General features: G+C 56.8%; 27 protein-coding genes. 25 read left to right on the top strand and 2 right to left on the bottom strand.

The annotated features are described in order from the left end of the window. Positions 1 to 134: 134 nt before the first annotated feature. On the top strand, positions 135 to 668 hold the full coding sequence (locus WKI84_RS00160) for a hypothetical protein (protein ID WP_337861483.1): 534 nt from the start codon (positions 135 to 137) through the stop codon (positions 666 to 668). Between the two features lie 51 nt (positions 669 to 719). Here the strand turns inward: WKI84_RS00160 and WKI84_RS00155 are convergent, their stop codons facing one another. Continuing rightward, positions 720 to 1,088: a hypothetical protein gene (locus WKI84_RS00155; RefSeq protein WP_337861482.1), complete on the bottom strand. Its 369-nt coding sequence runs from the start codon at positions 1,086 to 1,088 to the stop codon at positions 720 to 722. A gap of 145 nt (positions 1,089 to 1,233) precedes the next feature. Between WKI84_RS00155 and WKI84_RS00150 the strand changes: the two genes are divergently transcribed. The 24 genes from WKI84_RS00150 (at position 1,234) to WKI84_RS00035 (ending at position 19,798) form a co-directional block, all read left to right on the top strand. Beyond that, positions 1,234 to 2,118, top strand: a complete 885-nt coding sequence (locus WKI84_RS00150) for a hypothetical protein (protein ID WP_337861481.1) — start codon at positions 1,234 to 1,236, stop codon at positions 2,116 to 2,118. 66 nt (positions 2,119 to 2,184) lie between these two features. Continuing rightward, on the top strand, positions 2,185 to 3,537 hold the full coding sequence (locus WKI84_RS00145) for a hypothetical protein (protein ID WP_337861480.1): 1,353 nt from the start codon (positions 2,185 to 2,187) through the stop codon (positions 3,535 to 3,537). Positions 3,538 to 3,761: 224 nt separating this feature from the next. After that, the gene (locus tag WKI84_RS00140) at positions 3,762 to 4,139 is read left to right on the top strand and encodes a hypothetical protein (RefSeq protein ID WP_337861479.1); all 378 of its coding nucleotides are present in this window, start codon (positions 3,762 to 3,764) and stop codon (positions 4,137 to 4,139) included. 212 nt (positions 4,140 to 4,351) lie between these two features. Then, a complete protein-coding gene (locus WKI84_RS00135; protein ID WP_337861478.1) occupies positions 4,352 to 4,690 on the top strand; it encodes a hypothetical protein in 339 nt (112 codons plus the stop codon). A gap of 41 nt (positions 4,691 to 4,731) precedes the next feature. Continuing rightward, a complete protein-coding gene (locus tag WKI84_RS00130; RefSeq protein ID WP_337861477.1) occupies positions 4,732 to 6,117 on the top strand; it encodes a hypothetical protein in 1,386 nt (461 codons plus the stop codon). A gap of 369 nt (positions 6,118 to 6,486) precedes the next feature. Continuing rightward, complete coding sequence (locus WKI84_RS00125) at positions 6,487 to 8,259, top strand: hypothetical protein (RefSeq protein WP_337861476.1); 1,773 nt, start codon at positions 6,487 to 6,489, stop codon at positions 8,257 to 8,259. Positions 8,260 to 8,281: 22 nt separating this feature from the next. Next, positions 8,282 to 8,407, top strand: a complete 126-nt coding sequence (locus WKI84_RS00120; protein WP_337861475.1) for a hypothetical protein — start codon at positions 8,282 to 8,284, stop codon at positions 8,405 to 8,407. Positions 8,408 to 8,458: 51 nt separating this feature from the next. After that, positions 8,459 to 8,764, top strand: coding sequence for a hypothetical protein (locus tag WKI84_RS00115; protein ID WP_337861474.1), 306 nt, complete (start codon positions 8,459 to 8,461; stop codon positions 8,762 to 8,764). A gap of 438 nt (positions 8,765 to 9,202) precedes the next feature. Next, positions 9,203 to 9,562, top strand: coding sequence for a hypothetical protein (locus WKI84_RS00110; RefSeq protein ID WP_337861473.1), 360 nt, complete (start codon positions 9,203 to 9,205; stop codon positions 9,560 to 9,562). A gap of 5 nt (positions 9,563 to 9,567) precedes the next feature. Beyond that, the gene (locus WKI84_RS00105; protein WP_337861472.1) at positions 9,568 to 9,858 is read left to right on the top strand and encodes a hypothetical protein; all 291 of its coding nucleotides are present in this window, start codon (positions 9,568 to 9,570) and stop codon (positions 9,856 to 9,858) included. Between the two features lie 42 nt (positions 9,859 to 9,900). Then, positions 9,901 to 10,140 (top strand): hypothetical protein, encoded by a 240-nt coding sequence (locus WKI84_RS00100; RefSeq protein WP_337861471.1) that lies wholly within the window; start codon positions 9,901 to 9,903, stop codon positions 10,138 to 10,140. A 52-nt stretch (positions 10,141 to 10,192) separates the two neighbouring features. Further along, positions 10,193 to 10,429, top strand: a complete 237-nt coding sequence (locus WKI84_RS00095) for a hypothetical protein (RefSeq protein ID WP_337861470.1) — start codon at positions 10,193 to 10,195, stop codon at positions 10,427 to 10,429. Between the two features lie 6 nt (positions 10,430 to 10,435). Next, positions 10,436 to 10,927: a hypothetical protein gene (locus tag WKI84_RS00090; RefSeq protein ID WP_337861469.1), complete on the top strand. Its 492-nt coding sequence runs from the start codon at positions 10,436 to 10,438 to the stop codon at positions 10,925 to 10,927. A gap of 103 nt (positions 10,928 to 11,030) precedes the next feature. After that, positions 11,031 to 11,909: a phage tail tube protein gene (locus WKI84_RS00085; RefSeq protein WP_337861468.1), complete on the top strand. Its 879-nt coding sequence runs from the start codon at positions 11,031 to 11,033 to the stop codon at positions 11,907 to 11,909. A 48-nt stretch (positions 11,910 to 11,957) separates the two neighbouring features. Further along, a complete protein-coding gene (locus WKI84_RS00080) occupies positions 11,958 to 12,338 on the top strand; it encodes a hypothetical protein (RefSeq protein WP_337861467.1) in 381 nt (126 codons plus the stop codon). 5 nt (positions 12,339 to 12,343) lie between these two features. Then, complete coding sequence (locus tag WKI84_RS00075) at positions 12,344 to 12,568, top strand: hypothetical protein (protein WP_337861466.1); 225 nt, start codon at positions 12,344 to 12,346, stop codon at positions 12,566 to 12,568. Then, a complete protein-coding gene (locus WKI84_RS00070) occupies positions 12,568 to 12,957 on the top strand; it encodes an HK97-gp10 family putative phage morphogenesis protein (RefSeq protein ID WP_337861465.1) in 390 nt (129 codons plus the stop codon). Before WKI84_RS00075 ends, WKI84_RS00070 begins: the two co-directional genes overlap by 1 nt. Before the next feature lie 36 nt (positions 12,958 to 12,993). Then, the gene (locus tag WKI84_RS00065; protein ID WP_337861464.1) at positions 12,994 to 14,553 is read left to right on the top strand and encodes a hypothetical protein; all 1,560 of its coding nucleotides are present in this window, start codon (positions 12,994 to 12,996) and stop codon (positions 14,551 to 14,553) included. A gap of 909 nt (positions 14,554 to 15,462) precedes the next feature. Then, positions 15,463 to 16,938: a hypothetical protein gene (locus tag WKI84_RS00060; protein ID WP_337861463.1), complete on the top strand. Its 1,476-nt coding sequence runs from the start codon at positions 15,463 to 15,465 to the stop codon at positions 16,936 to 16,938. Positions 16,939 to 16,995: 57 nt separating this feature from the next. Continuing rightward, on the top strand, positions 16,996 to 17,547 hold the full coding sequence (locus tag WKI84_RS00055) for a hypothetical protein (protein ID WP_337861462.1): 552 nt from the start codon (positions 16,996 to 16,998) through the stop codon (positions 17,545 to 17,547). Then, positions 17,544 to 17,927 carry a hypothetical protein gene (locus WKI84_RS00050; protein WP_337861461.1) on the top strand — a complete coding sequence of 128 codons (384 nt, stop codon included), beginning with the start codon at positions 17,544 to 17,546 and terminating at the stop codon, positions 17,925 to 17,927. The genes WKI84_RS00055 and WKI84_RS00050 overlap by 4 nt, the downstream gene beginning before the upstream one ends. 10 nt (positions 17,928 to 17,937) lie before the next feature. Then, on the top strand, positions 17,938 to 18,945 hold the full coding sequence (locus WKI84_RS00045) for a hypothetical protein (protein ID WP_337861460.1): 1,008 nt from the start codon (positions 17,938 to 17,940) through the stop codon (positions 18,943 to 18,945). A 288-nt stretch (positions 18,946 to 19,233) separates the two neighbouring features. Continuing rightward, positions 19,234 to 19,428 (top strand): hypothetical protein, encoded by a 195-nt coding sequence (locus WKI84_RS00040; protein WP_337861459.1) that lies wholly within the window; start codon positions 19,234 to 19,236, stop codon positions 19,426 to 19,428. A 79-nt stretch (positions 19,429 to 19,507) separates the two neighbouring features. Further along, a complete protein-coding gene (locus WKI84_RS00035) occupies positions 19,508 to 19,798 on the top strand; it encodes a hypothetical protein (RefSeq protein WP_337861458.1) in 291 nt (96 codons plus the stop codon). Between the two features lie 154 nt (positions 19,799 to 19,952). Here the strand turns inward: WKI84_RS00035 and WKI84_RS00030 are convergent. Then, the coding region (locus tag WKI84_RS00030; RefSeq protein ID WP_337861457.1) for a precorrin-3B C(17)-methyltransferase at positions 19,953 to 20,467 on the bottom strand (515 nt) is incomplete at its 5' end.

Genomic DNA, 20,467 nt, shown 5'->3' with positions numbered 1-20,467 from the left:
ATAACAAATCTTTGGTTGTCGTTAGTAGCAACGCTGCGCCAGGGTCGCTTCACTTACTTGGTCCTGATATCATTGTCAATTCTAGAACGATGTTACCCAACATTAATCTGCAAGCTGGAGGTGCTTGACGCCTGATGCGGACCGGCGCCAAGATTGCAGTTCTGGCAGGCATTGCAATATCTGGCCTCGCCGGCATGCTGTTGTTGCTGTTTACTCCAACCGTTTTCTCTTTTTACGGAGGACAGCAGAACGTAAACCCTCCGCCCGCACTGACCAGCATGAACCAGAGTCTAGAGCCGCGCTCCACGCTGGCCTTGAACCACCCTGCCTGGAGGGGCCAGGTGATGGAGGTCCGGATAGAGCCAAACCTGGGGAGTACACAGCCGATCCCGGAATACGAGCTGCTGATAACGATGGTCGATCCGGGCGGCTATACCGTATTCAGCAAGTTCATCAAAGAGCCGTTTGTTCAGAAATTCATTCCTGCCCGTGAAGGATGGCATGCAATCATCATAACCAATGTCGGCAACACGACAATTGCCTCTGGCGACAGAATCGGGTCGCGCATGCGCGACCCGAGCGCCGACAAGGACGTGCCTATCGCAATCCCTTGCATAGTGCCGCCGAGTCTAAAGAACCCTGGCAATACGCCGTGGCCGTGGTGTTAGGCTTGGCCTGCACGCAAGCCAATTGCATAGTCGAGCTCTTGCCTGATACTGCTAGCTCTGCTGCCTCGGCTTTTTCAAAAACATCTTGGCCACCTCTGGAAGCGCAAACGCATAGTGTATGTGCATGCAGTCCTTGGACTCGCACAGCCCGCAGTACAGCGACCTGTCCTTCAGATATACTTCTGCCGTCTTGCCGGCCTTGGCGTCCCTGATGAAAAGTATGTTGTCCTGGTAGCCGACCTTTGAGAAGAACGGCGCGTACGCCTGCAGGAATTTGTCCCTGTCCAGCGCTTCTGCGAGCACCGAGTTGATGTACTCCTTGGTGTTCCAGCGCATCCTCTCGGCGCTTGCCTTCATCATGTCGTACGTCTCTTTGAATATCTCTACGGTGACCACCTCTTTTCCTCCGCGCTTTACCATTCAGACGCCATTCCCCTGCATGCCATGTGCGTTAACATGTTGTGACATGCTGGTTAATATTATTTTTGCCTGCGAAATAGTTACCGGACATGCCATAACATGTCATAACATATTCTTTTAATACACGGCTGGCGCTTGGATTGCAATGTCGGCTGAAAGGATGGCACTCGAGGAGTACGCCTGGGCGCTGCAGCAGGTTCGACACGCCCACGGCGACGTGAAAAAGTGGATAATATACGCAGGCGAGCAGCTGGAGATAGCCGGCATCCCCAAGGAAAAAATTTCCACAAAACTGCGAAACGACCTGTCGGATATCTCGGCCGACTATATCAGCCAGATATGTAGCCAGGCAGGGTGGACCGACAAGCGGTTTTCCCCGGAGGTTGAGCAAACTAAACCTGGAAATAGTTCCAGCTTCTCTGCTTCTTCCTCCTCTCAAGAAGAAAATACGCCTGCAGCCGGCGGCGAAGAAGAATCGCCTGACCGCGCCCGGTGCCTCGCCGAGAACCGGCCGTACATTGACCACCTGCAGAAAAAGATCGAGTTTTTGCAGGAGGTGCAGAAAAAGCTGCGCGGCCGGCCGTTTCTCTCGCTCCTTGACAAAAAGCAGTACGACGAGTACATTCTATTGGCGGACATGGCAGAAAAGCTAGCCCGGGAGTGCTGGGACGCCCGGCAGACGATACCTGTTGCGACCCAGTTCTACCTTGCGCAGATAGTCGCCACCTCGACCATAAAGCACGGGGCAAGCGAGTACGTGGCAAAAGTGAAGGAGATGGCCGGGCTTACCAGCAAGCAGGTCACAAAGACGCTCAAGGGGGTGGTGCGCGACGTCCACTTTCTGTACGAGCCGACCAGCAGGGCTGAGGCTCTGATGGACGGGTTCTACGGCAAGCCCTGTGAAAAGTGCGGCAGCTGGCGCGTGAGGTGGGAAAACGGCCTGTGCCACTGCTTCCGCTGCGACACCGACTACAAGGCCAAGGCAGAGCGCCTGCCGCTTGCCCGCCAGCAGGGCCAGTGGGCCAACTAGCGACGACGACGATGACTATGACGATGGCGATGGCAGCAGCAAGCAAGAAAAAACAATTCTTTTACAATGTCCCTCGATCTGCCGCCAGGCGATGCCGTTGCTGATCCTGCCGACCTGAAGGGCATCCCATTCTGGCCCGGCCCGCACGCTCCTTTCAAAAAATGCTGCTTTAACCACGCAGTCGGGCTGCCGTCCAAGAACGGCCGCCAGATGCCCATCTTTGGCTACGAGAGGCGGATAGTCGCGGCGCTTGCAAAGAAAAAAGACAGGGCCAAAGCCAGGCACGTCTGGGTCAAGAAGGCCACGGGGCTTGGCGTGACGGAGCTGATGCTTCGCTACATGGCGTGGCTGTGCTACAAGAGCGACGAGTTCTCGGGCGCGCAGATGTGCATAGTGACGGGCCCCAACATCGAGCTTGCCAAGGGGTTGATAGCGAGGCTGAAAGAGATATGCAGGCCGCTGCAGATAGAAAAGACAAAAGAGACGGTGGCAATCCTGAACGGCTGCAGGGTGGAGGCATACCCGTCGCACCACCTGGACGCCATGCGCGCCCTTGCCAGGCCGGCGTTCATACTGCTCGACGAGGCCGACTTTTTTCCATCAAAAGAGCAGCAGAACGCCCGCGCAGTCGCCGAGCGGTACATAGCCAAGAGCGACCCGTACATCGCGCTGGTGAGCACTCCAAACCTGCCCGGCGGCCTCTTTGAATCGATAGAGAAAGAGCCGGAGGCAGGCTGCATCTACCACCGCCTGCACCTGAGCTACCGGGTCGGCCTTGGCACCATCTATACAAAAGAAGAAATCGATAAAGCGCGCCGCTCGCCGTCTTTCGAAAGAGAATACAACCTAAAGTACGGGTACGGGGTCGGCAACATATTCCCGTACCAGCTGGTGGACGCCTGCTCTGAAGAATACGGCCTTGCCCTCTGCAAAGATGCCAGCAGGGTGCTTGCCGTTGACCCTGCCTTTGGCTCGAGCAACTTTGCCATCGTGGGCATCGAGCAGCCTGCCGAGGGCGGCCTGATGTACGTCAAGGAGGCCCGGGAGTATCAAAGGCCGTCGCCTTCTGCCATGCTCGAGGTGGTGGCCAGGTTTGCGCGCCACTACCCTACTGTCCTTGTGGACTCGGCGCACCCCGGCGTAATAAAGGACCTGCTGGAGATGGGGATAGACGCCCGGCCCGTCCTGTTTTCAAAAGAGCTGCAGGAGATGACCAGCTCGGCGTCTGCGGCGGTGAAGGAAAAAGCGATAAGGATACACCCGGCTTTTTCGGACCTGCAGTACCAGCTAAAGGCGGCGGTCTTTAACGACAAGGGGCACCCGGACAAGACCCGCCTAAAGTTTGACATGGGCGACTGCCTGCTGATGGCCGTGCATTATTTGAGGAATGCAGGCGGGCTATACGTCGTAGAGGCATGATCAGTTCTCTTTTCTTACTTTTGCAAAGCCTGCCGGCCTGCCTGTTGCAACATCGCTGCACCAGATTTGATCTGCACAAAGTCAAGATACGGGATTCGAATACACTGACATTTCTTTTCCTGCAGCAGGTCTGGCTGAAAATGAGGCAAAAAAGGTTTAAAGAGAAAAAGCTCAAGAATATGCGCTTGTCCTTACAAAGGATGGCAAAACCTGGTGGCTAAGAAATGGCTGAAAAAGTATTCAAAAACACGTTTGCGCCGAATGTAGAAAATGACGAATTGCCAGTAGGCGCCATAATTCGCATGCTCTACATGGGATTGCAATTCAGCAAATTGCCACCAGAGGTAAAGGCTGCTGTCACAGAAGAGATGGAAAGGCTTCACGGCAAAAAATACGATGTCGGCCCAAAACTACCAGGTCTATCTATTGAAGGCATCATCAACAAACTAGTATCGCACGAAATTGATCCTGCAGATCTGCCTGATGACATTAGGGGCATCGTGAATGACGAGATCCAAAAAAGGACAAAGATGAGTTTAGAAGAATGGTGGAACACATATCATGCTTCGAACAGCAGGGAATCCTCGCCGGTCCACAGATGAGTAATCTTGAGAAATGCCGCCAAATCGAACGATTGCGATTTAGCAGTCCTGACCTAGGAAAGTAGAGGGCGATATGCTACCTATGTTATCTATTGCCTCATATTTCCTTGGATTTTTTCAAAGCGATCTTTCCTGTGAAGCAGGAAAAACAGTCCCTGCCAGTCTGCCGATACTTTCTAATTCTCTTTTCTTTTTCCAATTTAATACTGGCGATGCTCAAACTCGTCCTGCCGCAAGGTTACTCGTTCCAGGCCGGCGACTATGGCCGGCAGTACACGTTCAAGGTCTACGCTGAAGACGACGCGCCCTTTGACGCGACCGGGTACGGTCTGCCTGCCGTAAAGGTGTTCGACAGGGACGGCAGTGGCATAGTGACTGTCGCCGGCAGCTGGACCGCGCAAAACCAGGGCGCAGGCGCATTCTCGTTTGCGCAGCCAGCCGGCAGCGTCCTGTCTGCCACAGGCCCTTGCTATTTGGAAGTGCAGATGGAAAAGTCCGGCGCGCTGGTGAGCACCGAGCGGCGCAGGATAACCGTCTTTCCAAGCCCATAGTTCTCTTTGCCTTTTCCGCGCGTTGACATCGCGTTATCAATATGTTGAAGAAGAACCTGCGTTTCTGGCAAAAGCGACAAGAAGGAACGACGACGCTGTACGGCGCCACGATCCCGGCCGCTGCTACCAGCACTAGCTCGCAGGTGTCGGACCACTCGCTGTACAGCCAGCAGCACGTGGCTCCAACCGTCGACTTTCGCACCGCTTACGAGTATTACAAGACAGTGGGCAAGGTGCAAAACGCAGTCGAGTCGTACGTTTCTGAAATTCTGTCGCGGGACTGGTATTTCGCCGGCGACGAGCAGGGCGTCAGGGCTATGGAGGAGTGGGAGCTGCGCTTTGACCTTTCCCGGCTCATAGAATACATCGTCCGCGACTGGCTGGTCTGCGGCAACTCGATAATCGGCGTATCGGACTGGCAGCCCGTGCAGATGTCGTCGATAGTGGGGATGAAGCGCAGCCCATACGGGGCGACTGAGCAGTTCGTCCAGCAGGTGAACGGCCGTGAAGTCGCGCTTGACGCCGGCGGCTTTATCCACACCAGGTACATAGAGATAAACAGGGAGGCGTGGGGCGTGGGCATGTTCCACTCGCTCCTTGCCACGTTTGAGTACGGTGGCCGGCGCAGGTCGCTCCCCCACCTGGAGATATACCGGCGGCAGATCCAGCTCTTTTACCGCATCCTGGAGAGGTACGGCTCGCCTGTCACAGTCTGGTTCTTTGAAAACGTGGCCAAGGCGGAGTTTGACAAGCAGGTGGAGGAGCTGCGGGCGCTCGAGCCGGGTGACAGGCGCATCCTGTCAAAAAAGGTCGAGATAGCGACGGAGACGATAGACGGCCGGGGCAACCTGATAAACGCGACCACGCCGGTCATCAACGAGGAGATCGAGGCCGGCCTGCAGACCTCCGCCAACCGGCTCCTGACGCAGCCGTCTGCGATGGCAGACGCGCGCATAAGCGAGGAAAAAGACTCGGCAAGGCTCCTCGGCATATCCGAGCGGATACGCCGGATCATGAACGCCCTGTTCATCCCGCGCATTACAGCCGCCAGGGTGGAGTTCAAATGGGGCAAGCAGGACTCGTACGAATTCGATTTTGAGCAGCTGCTGAAGGCAAAAAGCGCCGGCCTGCTGGGGGCGCAGGAGGGCAGGGCCATCCTTGCGTCTGTGGGGTGGAAGCTGGACGACAGGCTGTTTGGTGACGGGCAGCATACGCCGCCGCAGCAGCAACAACAACAGCAACAGCAACAGGCCGACAAACAGGAAGCGCTGGAGCAGAGGATCCGCGATGCTGTCCTTGGGGCATTACAGGAATTCAATCCGGACCATGATCCGCTCACAGGTCAATTCACGTCAGGTGGTGGATCTCATCGGGGCTCTGATAATAAACCTAATAGCGACAGATCAGTCAACAACCAAAAACAGTAAGTTATACCTAGGCAAAAAACAGATTCGAAAAGTTTGGTTCTGCAACGGGGAAACAACAATGTTCCTTTGATCCATTTACTAACAAGTCATATGATGTTTCAAATGTTTCTGCGCCAAGTCTTTCCATTCCGAATATGCAGATGGTGATAACGATGTCTATGTGGTAGCCGTTACGAATAACAGAAGAAAAGCAGGAATACCACAAACATCCCGTGCATTATGGGGGGCAATGCAGCAGTCAAAAAACAAGAAACCTGAATGACCGGTTTAAAGAAAGATTCAAGCTGTTCGTAAGGATGGGTTCTCACTTTTCTGCCAGCAGCGCCATCTTCAACTAGTTCTCTTCTTTTTCGCCTTCAAGTCCTCTCCGTGAACCCCCAAGTCAAGATCGAGTTTGCAATAATATCCGCAAAAGAAAAAGAGAGGAAAAAGATAGCCGGCATCCTTGCCATCCCGCGTATCTCCCGGAACGGCAACCTGTACCTGCCAGAAGAGCTGGCCCGCGCGCACGGCCGCACCATCCCCGTGCTGTGGAACCACCAGGGGAGCCCGCGCAGGGCAGGCGAGCAGGTGGACCCGCAGGACATCATAGGCACGATGCACCTGTCCTGGGATCCGGACCTGCTGCAGCTGAAGTACGAGGCCGAGCTGGACAGGGAACTCCCGGCCGGCGTCACTGCGTTGCACACCTCGCTTGGAGCCTTTTTCGAGCGGGAAGATCATGTATGCGGGAGCTCGCGCTGCTATTCCGTCCCGCGCAACCTCAACTTTGTCGAAGCCTCGCTGACGCCCACGCCGGGCATCCCCGAGACCACGGTGCAGATAGTCGAGAGCTTTGCCACAACCGCGCAATGCAAAAACAATACAAAAAGAGGACATAGTTCTCTTTGCGCCGGCGCACCCAATGGAGGCACAATGACGATGTCTTCAGCAGCGAGTGGTGTTGATGATAAAGGAGAGGCGCACGTGACAAGCAAACAGTTTGCGGCCGGCATCCAGACGGTGATAGACGCGCTGGCATCGGCGGCCGGCGCAAACGGCAAACATGAGGAGACAGCGACGACTCCTTCGAGCATGGTGGCAGACGAAGGCGGCATCGGCGGCATCGACGAATACCTGGGAAGGGTGGTCGAGTTCTTTCAAAAGGTAAAGGACAGCCCCAAGGACTCGTCGTTCCCGGCCGTGTCGTGGAACGTCGACAAGGACAGGTACCTCGCCAGGTGGGGATACAGGCTTGCGACCGGCTCCAAGAAGAAGACGGAGGCAGTCACGGTCTCGGCCGGCGACATGGGCCAGCTCTTTTCAAAGCAGGTCCTGGTGGTCCCCGGCGGCAGGATGAAGACGCCTGTGAGACAGTACTGCATGTACGAGGACATTCCTGCCGGCAACGACAGGGCCCACTTTTACACGATAGGCGCGTTCGACTTTGGCGCCATCACCGAGGGCACCGAGCCGACAAACGTCTCGCAGACGGTGAGCAAAAAGACTGCCACGCCCTCGATCAGGGGCGCGGTGCAGCGCATCGGCTACTCGCAGGTGGAGAACGCGCCTTTCGGGCTGGTGAACGCGGTAAACGAGGCGATGGTGCTCGCAGCCATCGACGACGAGGCGACGGATCTGCTCACCACGACCTATGATGCAGAGACGCCGACAAACTGGGTGCGTGCCGACACGGGCGCAGCGATAACGTCAGACGACATAGCAAGCCTGACGTTCAAGCGCGAGGGCCTGCTTGCCGCAAAGCGCCTGATAGGGCAGAGGGGATATGATATCAGCCCGGGCAACTTGGTGCTGTTTATCCACCCCAAGGCATACCAGGAGCTGATGCTCGACACGAACCTGAACAACTTTTACCAGTACGCCCGGCCGGACATCACCGCGACCGGCGTGCTTGAAAGGCTGTACGGCGTCGACATCGTGGTTGCGGACCAGGTCAAGGCGCAGGACAATACCACAAACGACACGTACCGCAACGTGCTTGCAGTCAAGGGCGTGGCGTTTGGGATGGCCTCTGCCCGGAACGTGGCGATGGAGGCCCAGCGCCGCAACGAAGTGCAGCAGGTGATTGTGAGCGGAACACACCGCGTCAAGTCGGTGGTCATAGACGAGACTGCGAGCTGCCGCATATCGAGCGCGCAATAGTAGATCAGGGGATGGTGGGAGCTTGGGGCTGAAAGAGCACTATGAAAAGTTTGCAAGGGAGGGCGGTGCCGGCAGGAGCAACGTGAACGAGCTCCTGAAGGCCATCGTCGACGAGGTGGAAAAGCTAAAGGCCGGCCGGACAAAGTGACCCTCTCTTTCCTTCCAGTTCTTTTCTGAATTTTTGCCCTGTTCATTTTTGTTGTTTACAAAGAAGACAGGCAGGCATTACTGCACTACCTTTGGAGTTTTCAAGGCTGCGTCATCTCCTGGCATCTCGAAATGCGCCGAGTGCGGCAAGGAGCACGCGCCAGAGGAGATTCAGGAGGCGATCTATCGTGCGATACTGGAATTCAATCCATATCACGACGAGCGTGGCCGCTTCACCAGCGTCGGTAATGCAACCAACGTCTCGGTTGTTGCCGCAACTAGGTCAAAAAAATCCCCGGCTTCATATCAAAGAGCCTATCATACAGTCTGCAAAACCGACGGAACAGCACAAGATTAGGGCAAAGGAAATAGTGCAAAGCAATCCTGGGATGATCGATGAACAGACTGCGACAGAACAAGTGTACAAAGCGGAAAAGATCAGAGGAGAGCAGTACGTAGAACTGGGGAGAGGCAGGTCGATGAACTTTCAAATGCATGCCCCAGTGCAAAAGTCACGGCCAGAATAAAAGATGGCTCTAGCATGGTTGAAAAAGTAATACGCAAGCCAGAGGAATACAGAGACCCGTCTGAACTGCAAGACGTTTTAGGTGTCATGATAGTGGCTGAGGATTTGGATGATGTAAACAAGATAACAATGTCCATGAAATCGGGTCATCAGGTGACATTCGAAAATGATTACATCGCGTCTCACCAAAAAGCGACGGCGAAAACTAGATGATGATGATGCCGGCAAGAGACAGTTCTCTTTTCCAGTTTTTGCCGCAAATCTCTCCATATGCCATATTATGAAATAGCGCGCTTGCGCGAGATAACGCTCGGCTCGGCCACAGACGCGTCGCAGGACACGCTGCTCAACGCCAAGGGGGCGCAGGCCGACAGCCAGGTAGACGACGAGCTGTACATAGCGGCAAACCGGCATTCCCGGCTCCAGTCTCTGCCAGCCCTGCCGCTTGCAGGCGGCATGCTGACGCAGTCAATCAGGGACGCCGCCACAGACCGCGCCGCGTCGCTCTTTTTCCTTGCGCAGCGGCAGCCGGCGATGGCTGAAAAATACATGGAGTCAAGCAACAGGGCCGTGCAGGCTTTTGTGATGAGGCTTGGGAGCGAGTCCGAGATATACAGCGAGAACGTGTAAGCGAGATGGGCGTGCTGGACCACATCAGCAGGGACGAGTTTCAGAACCTCCGCCACGACGTCGCAGAGCATTTCAAGGCGCTGCACGAGTGCGACAGGCGCATAGAGCGCAAGCTGGACGAGCTGGCGGCAGCGCTTGAGCCGGTGGTGCGCAGCTATGACGAGGTTGCGGCCGGCAGGCAGCAAAGAAAGAACGATAGGCGCGAAGTGAGGATGCTGGCGCTCGGCGCGGCCATCGGGGCCGGATTCAGCGTCGCCGCTGCGCTCTTGCTTTTCATGATCGGCCTGAGGCCGTGATACTAGTTCTTTTTGCCGCTTTTCACTTTTCTGCCTTTGCACATGAGCGACAACAACAACGACGACGACAGTAACAGCCCGTCCGTCGAAAAAGAAGTGAGCCTAAACGCCAAAGAGATTATCCTTGCCATCATCATTTCCGCAGGAGGCATAACGGCGCTCGTCTCGGCCGGCGCCCTGCTGACCGGCAACGCGGCGGTGGCCGAAAAGGCGGCCATCGGCTTTGTGAGCGGCATAATCGGCTTTGGCGCAGGCATCGTGACTGCGCTGTGGGGCCGCTAGACCGCATAATAATTCTCTTTCACCCTTTTTCCCTCTCTGTTTCTCTGTGTATATGCCAAAGAACGCCGAGAGCAAGAACCCGTCGTGCCCCTGGGGCTGCGGCCCGCTGGAGGCGGCAGGGGCGCCGTACGAATACCGGTGTCCAAAGCACGGGCAGGAGGGTCGCCATTTCTGGGACGTCGTCAAAACCGGCGCAGGCCAGCAGATAGGGTCGTGCCGCTGGACCGATTTCCCTTCCGTGGAGCGGCGGCAACGACAAAAACACGAGGAGAAGGAGGAGGCGGCGTAGCGGCAGATGTCGTCAGGCTGGGTGGTCGCAGGCACGGGCAGCAACCTTACCAAGACAGTCGAGGAGCTGCTGAAGGAAAAGATAGCCGCGCAGTGGGCCGAGGCCGACCCTGCCGCAGCAGGCATTGAGTTTGGGACAGGGTGGGCACTTGCCGGCATCCTCAAGCCCTATGCCATCCACTGCACGCACGTCTCCACCGCTTCTGCGCCGGCAGTCAACGGTTGGGCCAAGTACCTCTTCAGGGCGCTGGTGGACGTACACGTGTTCATTCTGAGGACGGGCATGTCCGAGCCGGCGCAGCTCCGCAAGATGCAGCAGGAGGTGGACAGGATAGTGGCGCAGAACCGGACGTCGCTGGGGCAGGGGGTGTCGGCAGCCAGGCTCGTCAGCTGGCGCAAGTCGCACGACCCGGCAGACCTTGGAGACCAGGGGTACTGGCGTGCGATAGGTCAGCACGAGATAGTGTGGTACATGGCCAGCAGCGCTTCTCCTCCATAGCGACATAACGGGTGAGTGAGTGGATGGGCGAATGGGCGAATGGGCGAATGGGCGAGAGCAAAAAATAATTCTCTAGTGCCGAGCGCGCCAACGCTCTCTGCACATGTCATATTCGCCCACCGGCACTTGGAACATTGTCAAGAAACTGCAGTACGTCGAGGAAAGCGCGTTTGGCTCAACGCCCGGGTCTCCCGCGTTTGTGCTGGCAGGCCACCAGGTCAGGATGCGCGAGTCGACTGAAACCTCGGCTCAAAAATACAGGGAGCTTGGAAGCAGGGACCTGTACCAGATGCTCAAGACGGGCGAGATGTATTCATTCGAGCTGCAATACCAGCCCACCAGCACCGCGCTCATGCGGTACGGCACCGAGCTGCCCGGGGGCGCCGGCACCATAGAAAAGTCGCTGTCTTTTACGTATACGCAGCTGATAAACGCGGCAGAGACCTGGTACCGCTACCTGGGCGCCAGGTGCGACCAGCTGGAGGTCGAAGTCACAGAGGCAGCCGTGAAGGTGATGCAGAGGTTCCTGTGCAAGGACATACCTGCCGCCGTGACGGCAGACCCGTTCACCACCCCAGGCTACGCCGGCGCCGACACGTCTGCTCCATACACAGGCGCCAGTTCAGGCTCCAACCCGCTTACCATCAATTCCAACAATTACGACGTGCCCCGGTTCAAGGTCTCCGTGGACTGGAACCTTGAAGTCATCAAGCCAAACGGTGAGACGCAGGCCAAGTTCATCCTGCCTACCAACCGCGACATCTCTGTCGAGTTTGACACGTGGGTAAAGAACGACGTATTGAGGGCAGACGCCAAGTCACTGGTCGCCCGCTCGGCGTCCTACGTGATCGCCGCAGGCAAGCAGTTCACGTTCACGGACCTTTATCTGCAGAGACAGGGCAAGAGCAACGACGCCGGGGACAGCAAGCACATGATCGAGACGCTGGCGGGGACGGCCAAGAGCGTAACCCTGACTGCTTGAGGGCCTGCAGCCTGCGGAAGAATAAGAGGTAGAGGAGCAAAAAAGCATATGAGCGCAGCAGCAACAACAACAGCAACGCAACCAAGCCCCTGGGCGGCCTACCTAAAGTCGCTGCAGGAAAAGGGCCAGCGCAAGATAGACGAGCTGGCGCAAAAGGACTCCTTCGACGTAGGCGGCAGGCAATACCGCCGCTGCAAGATCACTGCGCGGCAGCACCAGGAGCTGGAGGATATGCGCGCCGAGCTTGCAGAGCTCAAGACGGCGGACGCAAAAAAGGTGGCGTCGGTACTTTTCCAGATCTACCAGAAAGGGGCGCAATACTATCTCGGGATGGCCGGCGAGGAATTCCTGCAGGCGCCCTGGGACGAGGTCAAGGCCATAGTCGACGCGTGCGCATGGCGCACCATGCACGGCTCGGCTTTTTTATAGCGCAGTTGGAGCAGCTTTTCCACTCGGGCGCCGTGGTATGGAAGTCTCGAGAGGCCAAGAGGATCTACGACATGTACTGCCTGCTCAAGGAGGGCGTCAAGCCCTGGGAGGTCAACGGCGGCCATGTCTACCAGGAGGACCTGCTCTATATTCTAAAGTGCAGGGAGCTCGAAGTGGCAGGCATGCAGGCGCGTACAGACAAGGACTCAGGGTGGAAGGTGGTCGGGTAATGACCTCGATAAGGGTAAAGGGCGCCAAAGAGGCAGCGCAGGTCCTGCGAGACTTTGCTGCTTCCATAGATCAGGTGATAGAGGAAGACGTAAAGAAAATAGCGCCGCCGGCCCTCGAACATGCCAACTCGCTCACGCCGGTGCGGACAGGATATTTGCGGAGCAGGAACCAGGTGAGCGTCGACGGCAAGACCCTGACGCTTGGCAACGACGCACCCTATGCCCGGCTTGTGCACGACGGGACGAGCAGGCAGATGCCGCAGCCTTTCATATCGCCCGTGCGCGAAGAGCTGGCCCGCCTTGCGCCGGGGATTGTCTCGCAGGACCTTGCAGAGGCGTACGAAAAGGCAAGGGGCAAGAAAGGGCAACGCGGTATGAAGCGATCATAATTCTCTTTTCAAATCTTTTCTTCCATTCTTTTCGTATTGTCCAGCCCGCTAGAAGTGGTCCTGCTCCTGACCATCATGGGCGACCAGGAGGTGAAGCAGAAAATGGAGGACATGGCCAAAAAGACCGGCGAGCTCGCCGACAGGACGGAAAAGGCGGCCGACAAGGCCGAAGAGCTCGAGGTCGGCTATGCGGCCGCCGCAGAGGGCATCTCTGACGCTGCGACCAAGGCCTTTGCACTTTATTCCCAGTACGACAACCTGGAGAAGGTGCAGCTGCGCGTAGCCACTGCCGAGAAGAACATCGACTCTGCGCGGGCGGCGCTGATGTCGTCGCAGGCGCGGCTGGCAGAGCTCGTCAACGACGGGGTGACTTCTGGAACCGAGTACGAGCAGGCGCTGATCCGGGTCGAGGCCGCCGAGCAAAAGCTCTTGATTGCCCAGAAGAAATCCGAGCAGGCGCAGGAAGACGTCAACCAGTCGTACATTTCATTTGCGCTTTCCATAATGCCTGCGGCCAAGAGCGTGCTGGACGGGTTCACGCAGGCCAAGAATGCGCTGGCAGGCGCGACATGGGCGCATTTTCTGTCCACCGTCCAGAACTCGCTGGGGCTTGCAGGCAACACTGCCGCCAAGTCCGTCAACACGGGGGCGACGATCACGGCCACCGGGGCGACCCACGGGCTCACGCTGGCGACGCGCTTGCTGCAGCTGGCAATGGGTCCGGTCGGCTGGGCCCTGCTCGGGATCGGGGCCGTGATGGGCCTGGTGGCCACAAACACTTTTGGCCTGCGCGACGCCTTTGCAGACTTTTTCGGTGCCCTGCCGGAAGCCACCACCTCGACCGAAGGCGCCCGGGCTGCGGTCGACAGCATGGGCACGTCGGTGACGGGCGCCCGCGACAAGGCGGCAGAGGCTGAAAGGGGCATCACAAACGATTTCAGCAGCCTTTCCAGCAACGTCGGCAGCTCCGTCGACGCCGCCAAAACAGCAATGGCCGGCTTGCAAACCTCTTTCAGCGACACGAGCACGTCGGCATCATCGAACATGGCAAACCTTGCTGCCAGCACTGCCACCCACGCCGACAGCATAGTGTCAGCAGCCCAGAGGGCGGAGGACGCGTTAAAAAGGCTCGGCGGCCTCCCTGCCACCGTCCAGCTGCCAAACGCCAACCTCCCATTCGGCGCCCAGGCTCAGGCTCTGCAGGCGCAGATGATAACGCCCGATCAGGCCGCCGAGTTCAAGTCGTTTCTGGACAGCTATGCCGGCAGGAAACAGGCATTGCTTGACGAGCGCCAGCGCCTCCAGGATACCGTCATCAACACTCCCGGGATAGGGACCTTGGCGCCGTCCACCCTTGCCCGTGCGCGTGCCCGCCTGCTGGAAATAGAAGGTCAGTTGGCAGGATTGATTGATCGCAAAAATTATGCCGAGCAGCAGCTTGCCCTGCGCGATTACCTGATGACGCAGCTGCCTCCGGCGACGCAGGGCGATACTGTGGGCTTTAAGGACAGCATAACCGTCGAGCTAAAACTGAGCGAGCAGACGCTAGAGCGAGTAACGACCGAAGTCGACAGACGGCTGGCAAGGCGCAGGTAAGAGTAAAAAATGTCGCCCCCCCTCTCTCCCTAAGTATCTCTATCCGATATAAACAAGCGCTACTTTTGTTGCATACATTATTGCAGAGAATTGAACCGGAAAGAAGATGTGCTAGATGTGGTTCTGATCATACATACGTCAACAAACTCGGTTATTCATGTTGGGCAAGGCATTCTACCTACGTAGGGTGGTTGTGTCAAAGTTGCCACCGTTTGTTGCGTTATCATGACAATAAAAATACAGAGGCATTCAAAATTAAACAGAAAGAGTACTATCAACAAAATCGTGAAAGAATACTGGACAACCAAAGAAGATATGTGATGACAAACAAGGGGCAAATATCGAGAAAGCTGTGCCAAGCAAGATATCGCCTTAAACATAGAGATCTGATCACAGCACGCTCTAGAGCCAGACGGACATTGCATCCGCAAAAGTACAGAGCAATAGCAAAGAAACACTATGCACAGAAGCTAAAAGGAATTCTATTTCAAATTCTCGGCGGGCCGCGTTGTTCAAGTGCTTCCTGTCTTGTACCGGGAGGCTGTTCAGATATTCGGTGCTTACAATTCGATCATATTAATGGAGGGGGCTCGGCAGATATGCGTCGCTTTCGCAATCCGGCTGAAATGTATCGATACTATTCCAAGCACCCCGAAGATGCCAAGAAAACACTCCAGGTACTCTGTGCGAATTGTAATTGGATAAAGCGATACGATAAAGAAGAATCACCAAACAAAAATTCTCATGTTTAGATATTTTTGAAATAACATCATGAGTTTACCTGATCTCTTAAGACCGCGGATTATTGTGAAAAAGTGGGATGGAAGCCAGACCTATTTTACGCACGACGCCTTTTCTCCGGCCACCTCTGGCGCCCGCGTCATTTTCTGCGAAGTCGAAGATAGAGAGATGGAGGCAGCGCCCTTTTCAATCACAATAGAGGACAGCGGAGGCGCCCTGGACTCGCACGTCGGCAACGGCAACAAGGTCATTATCTCTATCGGCACGACGCAGGTCTGCCTTACTCCATTCGTCGCTGGCTACGTCCGGCAGGTCGAAGTAAGCCGCAAGGACACCAATTTGAAAGAGGTAACGTTGCACGGTTTTTCAAGCGTGATCCGCCTCGACGAGCGCATTGGCAATTTCTACAGGATAGCAAACCGCGATGCAAACGGCGTAGACCCTGACAACAGCGACGCGAACATGAAATGCAGCGAGATCTTTAAGGACATCTTTGAGGACACCGATCATTTGCCGCTGGGCCAGCCGACCGAGCCTTTCACAACTGGCGGCGTGCAGGACATTGGCGAGCACCTTGCATCCATAAAGCAGCCCTTTGTAGAGTGGAAACAGATCGCCGATCGGGCGGCAGAGGCATCCGGCTCTATCTATGGCATCGACGCGGGCGACGTCGCGTACATGCGCTACCCTACCCTGACGCACAGCGGCATCACGATCAAAGGCGTATCTGCCGTGGCAGACGTAGACGCCATGACGGGGTATTTCATAGGGGCCTGGAACTATGCCGACAGCATCAAGAAAAGCGACGGGTTTGCCAACAGGGTCTATGGCAGGGGCGGCACGCAGTTCTTGCTTGACGTGGACAAGCTGTTCACCGACAGCGCGTCCATTGAATGCTACACCAAAGACCGCGCCATCCAGTTCACAGCCAAGGCCCCGCGCCTTGACGCCATTTCGTTTATCCTGTCAAGAGTTGGCACCCTTGCGACTGATCTTGCTGGCGAGATCCGCCTGGACGACGGCAACACGCCTGACGGCGAGGCTGTCGGGACGTTTTCAATCTTCAAGAACCTGATAGGCACGTCGGCGACCACGATTAACCGCGTCAACGTGTCGATGTATGACAACGCGCTGCAGGTGGACAAGAAATACTGGCTTGTCATCAAAAAGGCGGGCGACGGGTCAAACTATTTCAGGTGGCACCACGACGGCGGCACAGGCGCTGTCAATGCCGAGCGCGCCGCGTCGACGTGGACGGTCAACTCCTCGAGCTACGCCCTGACACACCGAACCTACTTTAGCCGCAGGGTCCTTGCCGAGGCGTCGGATCAGACGTCAATCGACAGGTATGGCGTGATAGAGGCCGTGCAGGACGCCCCTTGGATAAAGGAGAGGCAAACGATGGACACCTACCTCACGAGCATCATGCAGTACTCGGCACTGCAGCACCGCATCTATGACGTGAAAAAGATCTATGCGCCGGCGACGCCGATAACTGCGGGCAAACTGGTCCGCCTGGTCGACACGCTCTCCGGCGTCGACGCCGACGCAGAGGTGGTGATGAGCAGATATTCCTTCAAGGCGGACGAGAATGGCCTTGGTACGCGCTTTGCAGAGGTCCAGCTGCAGGCGTACGTCCGGTGATAATTCTCTTTGGCAAAAAGATGGACAGGTTTTTCCGTGGATGCTTTTGTTGCAGGTTTGAGCCTGCTCGACGTAAACCGCGCTGCCCTTTTCGGCAGGTCAGACGAGCGGTACGTAAGGCGCCAGCTGATGCAGGACCGCTTTGACACGTTCAACCAGCGCCTCGACAGGGTCCTCAACGACCAGACTGCGTACGATGATCGCGCAAAGCGCCATCTTGAGCCATTGCAGGTCGTCAAAAAGGTCGACCTCGTTACCACGGTCGGCCTGCAGCGCCTTGCCAGGCTTGCGACTGGCAAGACGTCCAACAGTTTCACACATATCGCCTGCGGCACCGGCACCAACGCGGAGAACGCCGGTGATACTGCATTGCAGACTGAAGTTCGCAGGATCGCCTGCTCTGACAGGTTCGACTCTGGCACTTCAATGAAGTTTTCTGGCTTTTTCGACTCTACTACGGCGACAGGCAATTACACCGAGTTTGGGCTGTTTGACGCGGCAAGCAGCGGCAACCTCTTTTCTAGGACTGTTTTCAGCCCTGCCATTTCCCACGTAAACGGCTCTACAGTGTTTACGTTGACTCAGGTGGTGGCCCAGTCAGCGTCATGAGCTTCCGGCAGTTGCGCAAGATACCGGGGCTTTCCGGGATAGTCAAGGACCTGGCAGAGCAGCAGAACAGGGCACAGGCAGAAGACGGCGTTGAAGACCTGACAGAGTTTGGCCAGAACAGGGTCGACACGGATGCGATAGCGTTCACTGACACCGATAGCGAGATCCTGAACGGCGACAAGGTGGACAGTGACAATGTCGCGCTCTCTGACACCGATAGCGAATCGAGCTTTACATCGGGCCAGTTCAGGGTCGACGGCTATTTCCAGACGGATGAGCCATACCGCCCGGAGGCTCCTGCCGCAGCAGTATTTGACAGGGCAGGCTTTGAAACAGTCGCGCCGCAGCCAGCGGTAGCCGACTTTGGCGACGCAGGGTGACAAAACAATCATGGCATTGAAAAAAGTCTCTAGCCCAACAAACAACCCCGGCGACCTTTCCAAGATATACACGGGCGACTGGAACGACCTTGTCGATGTCCTCAAGGGAGCGATTACAGAAGCCCTGGTCCTGAAAGACCTGACGGCCTATATCGGCACAAGCACGTTTGCCATAGGCGCCAACGGCGGGGCAGCCCGCGTGGGCAGGGCTTCGGACAGGGGCGCCGGGGTATTTACCCTGCAGCTCGGCAACAACGCCGGAGCCTCGAAATTTGAAGTCGTCGACGGCTCCTGGGATCGCATCCTCCTCTACGTGCAGCAGAACGCAGACGAGATCGGGCTGCTTGCAGACGCAAAACTGGCGGCAACAAAAAAGCTCTACCTTGATGGAGGGGGAGACACCTACATCTATGAGCACGCAGCTAACGACCTGAGGATAGTTGTAGGCGGCGCGCTAAAGTGGCGCAACGCAGGCGGCTATACGTTCTTTTACTCCGACCCCGTGTCGCTGCAGGCCGTAAACCTGGGCCTTGACGCAAACTATGGGGTCAGGTTCAACGGCGTGGACGACCCCGGCTGGAGCATCAGGCGCGACGGCACGAACAATGAGATGCGCTTCCTTACCTCGTCTGACACGATAGCAGCCCGGGGCTTTGTCTTTGGCACGGACGTCGACATCTTTGCGATCAGGAACAGCCGCGACGTGGGGCTGCGGTCTGGCAGCAGGCTCTATCTGGACGGAGTCGCCACCGCCACCGGCGACACTTATCTTTACGAGTATGCTGCCAACGCGCTGGCGCTACATGCAGGCGGCAACCAGATCGCAACTTTCCGGGGCGACATTACTGCCAGGAACGGCATGTTCATCAGGGGCGGCACGGCAGCAGCCGGATCGGCCGACCACTTTGCCGGCTCGTTCAGGATATGGATAGACGAGGCCACCAACAGCCTCAAGGTGACCGCGCTATATTCGGACGGCGCGACGTTCAAATCAGGCACAATATGCGCGCTGGCCTAGCGCGGCGCTGGCAAGCACATGCGCGCATGAACTGCGGCAGAGGGAGGCCGCTGCCATGCAAGGCGCGGATGATGATGATAAGGAGGAGATACACGCGCACGTATACACACGCACACGCGCAAAAAGAGAAAGAAAGAAAGAAAGAAAAAAACGTGAATGATAATTCTCTCTTCTCTTGCTTTTTCTCTGGCTTTCCAGTGTCGCAACGGCAGCAGGAAAAGACGCTGCAGAGCAGGGTTGACGATTTTCTGAACACGGCGCATGCTCTGGCCCGGGCCATAGAAGACTATGATGATCGCAAGGAGCTGTCAACGTCGGCAGGCAGCAAGCGCCAAGCTGGCCGAGCCAGAGTCCACGGACGCGCGGCTCGTCGCCCGGCTCAGGCAAGCCCCGTATAAAACCTCTATGGGTGGCGCACAGGACTCTGCGCGGGACGAGCTGAAGGCGGCCGTCCGGGCCACCATCGACAGCACGTCAAGCTGACTGTGGCAGACGGGGGTTGTTGGTTCTCTTTAGAGCATATGCCGCCTACCTACGCCGTATCAGGGGAGAATAAAATAGTATGGATTCTTCTGGCATCGACTATAAAGTGGAGTACCTGACGCTCATGGACGCGCTTGCCGACCTTGGCCTGCGCTCGTTTTCCGACATCCGGGAGCTGGCGGAAAAGCAGAGGGCGGGCGAGGCAAGGATCAAAGAGCTGGTGCAAAAGTACAACGAGGTGGTTGAAGACAGGGACGCGGTGATCCGCACGGTGCGGCTGCTGCCGATCAAGATGCTTTCTGGAATGGTGGCAGACATGCAGGCAATAGTGGCAGACACGCCCAGGTTTGAGCGGATGACTGCCGGCTAGGCTTCTCTCTCTGTGTGTGTATGTATGTGTATGTCTCTCTCTTTGCGCCTGCTTGCCTTGAAAACGCAAAAGGTGGGGGTATGGCCTGCTACGGGCTTGTGCTGCACTCCTCCCCCCCCACCACCCCCGCAACCCCGTCCCGCGCGTCTTTCTTTTACTTTGGCGCCGCCGCTGCTGACGCCGTAGTAGCAGTAGCAGCAGCCTTTTCTTCCTTTACCAGCTCGTACTTGGACGTGTAGCCGCGGGGGTTTATCATCATGCCCTTGTAGTTGTACGTCGACGAGTTGCCCACGATGACCGTCGTTATCATGCCAAGCATGTCCTGGTGCTCAAGCATCCTGTCGAGCGTGGTGATGACCACCTGCTGCGACTCCCTGTACGCCCCCTTTACTATGGCCACCGGGGTCTCGGGCCTCCTGTGCCTGAGGAATATCTCCCTGGTGTCGCGCAGCTGGTGCACGCGCTTTTTGCTTGCGGGGTTGTATATGACTGTCACATAGTCGCCAAGGGCCGCCGCCTCGACCCGCTTTACTATCATTTCCCACGGCACGAGCAGGTCGCTCATGCTCACGACTGCAAAGTCTGTCATGAGCGGCGAGCCGACAAGCGCGGCGCACGAGTTGAGCGACGAGACTCCAGGCACGCACTCGACGTAGATGCCTCCGTTCA

The sequence above is a fragment of the Nitrososphaera sp. genome (assembly GCF_037447015.1).
In the GTDB taxonomy this organism is placed as follows: Archaea; Thermoproteota; Nitrososphaeria; order Nitrososphaerales; family Nitrososphaeraceae; genus Nitrososphaera.
The sequence above is the reverse complement of the archived record's forward strand: the minus strand, read 5'-3'. Positions and strand labels throughout refer to the sequence as shown.

Coding starts and splice junctions, on each gene's coding strand:
- WKI84_RS00110 (WP_337861473.1), top strand. CDS start 9,203: ATGCCATATTATGAAATAGCGCGCTTGCGCGAGATAACGCTCGGCTCG.
- WKI84_RS00060 (WP_337861463.1), top strand. CDS start 15,463: ATGGAGGCAGCGCCCTTTTCAATCACAATAGAGGACAGCGGAGGCGCC.
- WKI84_RS00070 (WP_337861465.1), top strand. CDS start 12,568: ATGACCTCGATAAGGGTAAAGGGCGCCAAAGAGGCAGCGCAGGTCCTG.
- WKI84_RS00035 (WP_337861458.1), top strand. CDS start 19,508: ATGGATTCTTCTGGCATCGACTATAAAGTGGAGTACCTGACGCTCATG.
- WKI84_RS00135 (WP_337861478.1), top strand. CDS start 4,352: ATGCTCAAACTCGTCCTGCCGCAAGGTTACTCGTTCCAGGCCGGCGAC.
- WKI84_RS00090 (WP_337861469.1), top strand. CDS start 10,436: ATGTCGTCAGGCTGGGTGGTCGCAGGCACGGGCAGCAACCTTACCAAG.
- WKI84_RS00085 (WP_337861468.1), top strand. CDS start 11,031: ATGTCATATTCGCCCACCGGCACTTGGAACATTGTCAAGAAACTGCAG.
- WKI84_RS00045 (WP_337861460.1), top strand. CDS start 17,938: ATGGCATTGAAAAAAGTCTCTAGCCCAACAAACAACCCCGGCGACCTT.
- WKI84_RS00130 (WP_337861477.1), top strand. CDS start 4,732: ATGTTGAAGAAGAACCTGCGTTTCTGGCAAAAGCGACAAGAAGGAACG.
- WKI84_RS00040 (WP_337861459.1), top strand. CDS start 19,234: ATGATGATCGCAAGGAGCTGTCAACGTCGGCAGGCAGCAAGCGCCAAG.
- WKI84_RS00150 (WP_337861481.1), top strand. CDS start 1,234: ATGTCGGCTGAAAGGATGGCACTCGAGGAGTACGCCTGGGCGCTGCAG.
- WKI84_RS00080 (WP_337861467.1), top strand. CDS start 11,958: ATGAGCGCAGCAGCAACAACAACAGCAACGCAACCAAGCCCCTGGGCG.
- WKI84_RS00140 (WP_337861479.1), top strand. CDS start 3,762: ATGGCTGAAAAAGTATTCAAAAACACGTTTGCGCCGAATGTAGAAAAT.
- WKI84_RS00160 (WP_337861483.1), top strand. CDS start 135: ATGCGGACCGGCGCCAAGATTGCAGTTCTGGCAGGCATTGCAATATCT.
- WKI84_RS00095 (WP_337861470.1), top strand. CDS start 10,193: ATGCCAAAGAACGCCGAGAGCAAGAACCCGTCGTGCCCCTGGGGCTGC.
- WKI84_RS00155 (WP_337861482.1), bottom strand. CDS start 1,088: ATGGTAAAGCGCGGAGGAAAAGAGGTGGTCACCGTAGAGATATTCAAA.
- WKI84_RS00145 (WP_337861480.1), top strand. CDS start 2,185: ATGTCCCTCGATCTGCCGCCAGGCGATGCCGTTGCTGATCCTGCCGAC.
- WKI84_RS00050 (WP_337861461.1), top strand. CDS start 17,544: ATGAGCTTCCGGCAGTTGCGCAAGATACCGGGGCTTTCCGGGATAGTC.
- WKI84_RS00105 (WP_337861472.1), top strand. CDS start 9,568: ATGGGCGTGCTGGACCACATCAGCAGGGACGAGTTTCAGAACCTCCGC.
- WKI84_RS00100 (WP_337861471.1), top strand. CDS start 9,901: ATGAGCGACAACAACAACGACGACGACAGTAACAGCCCGTCCGTCGAA.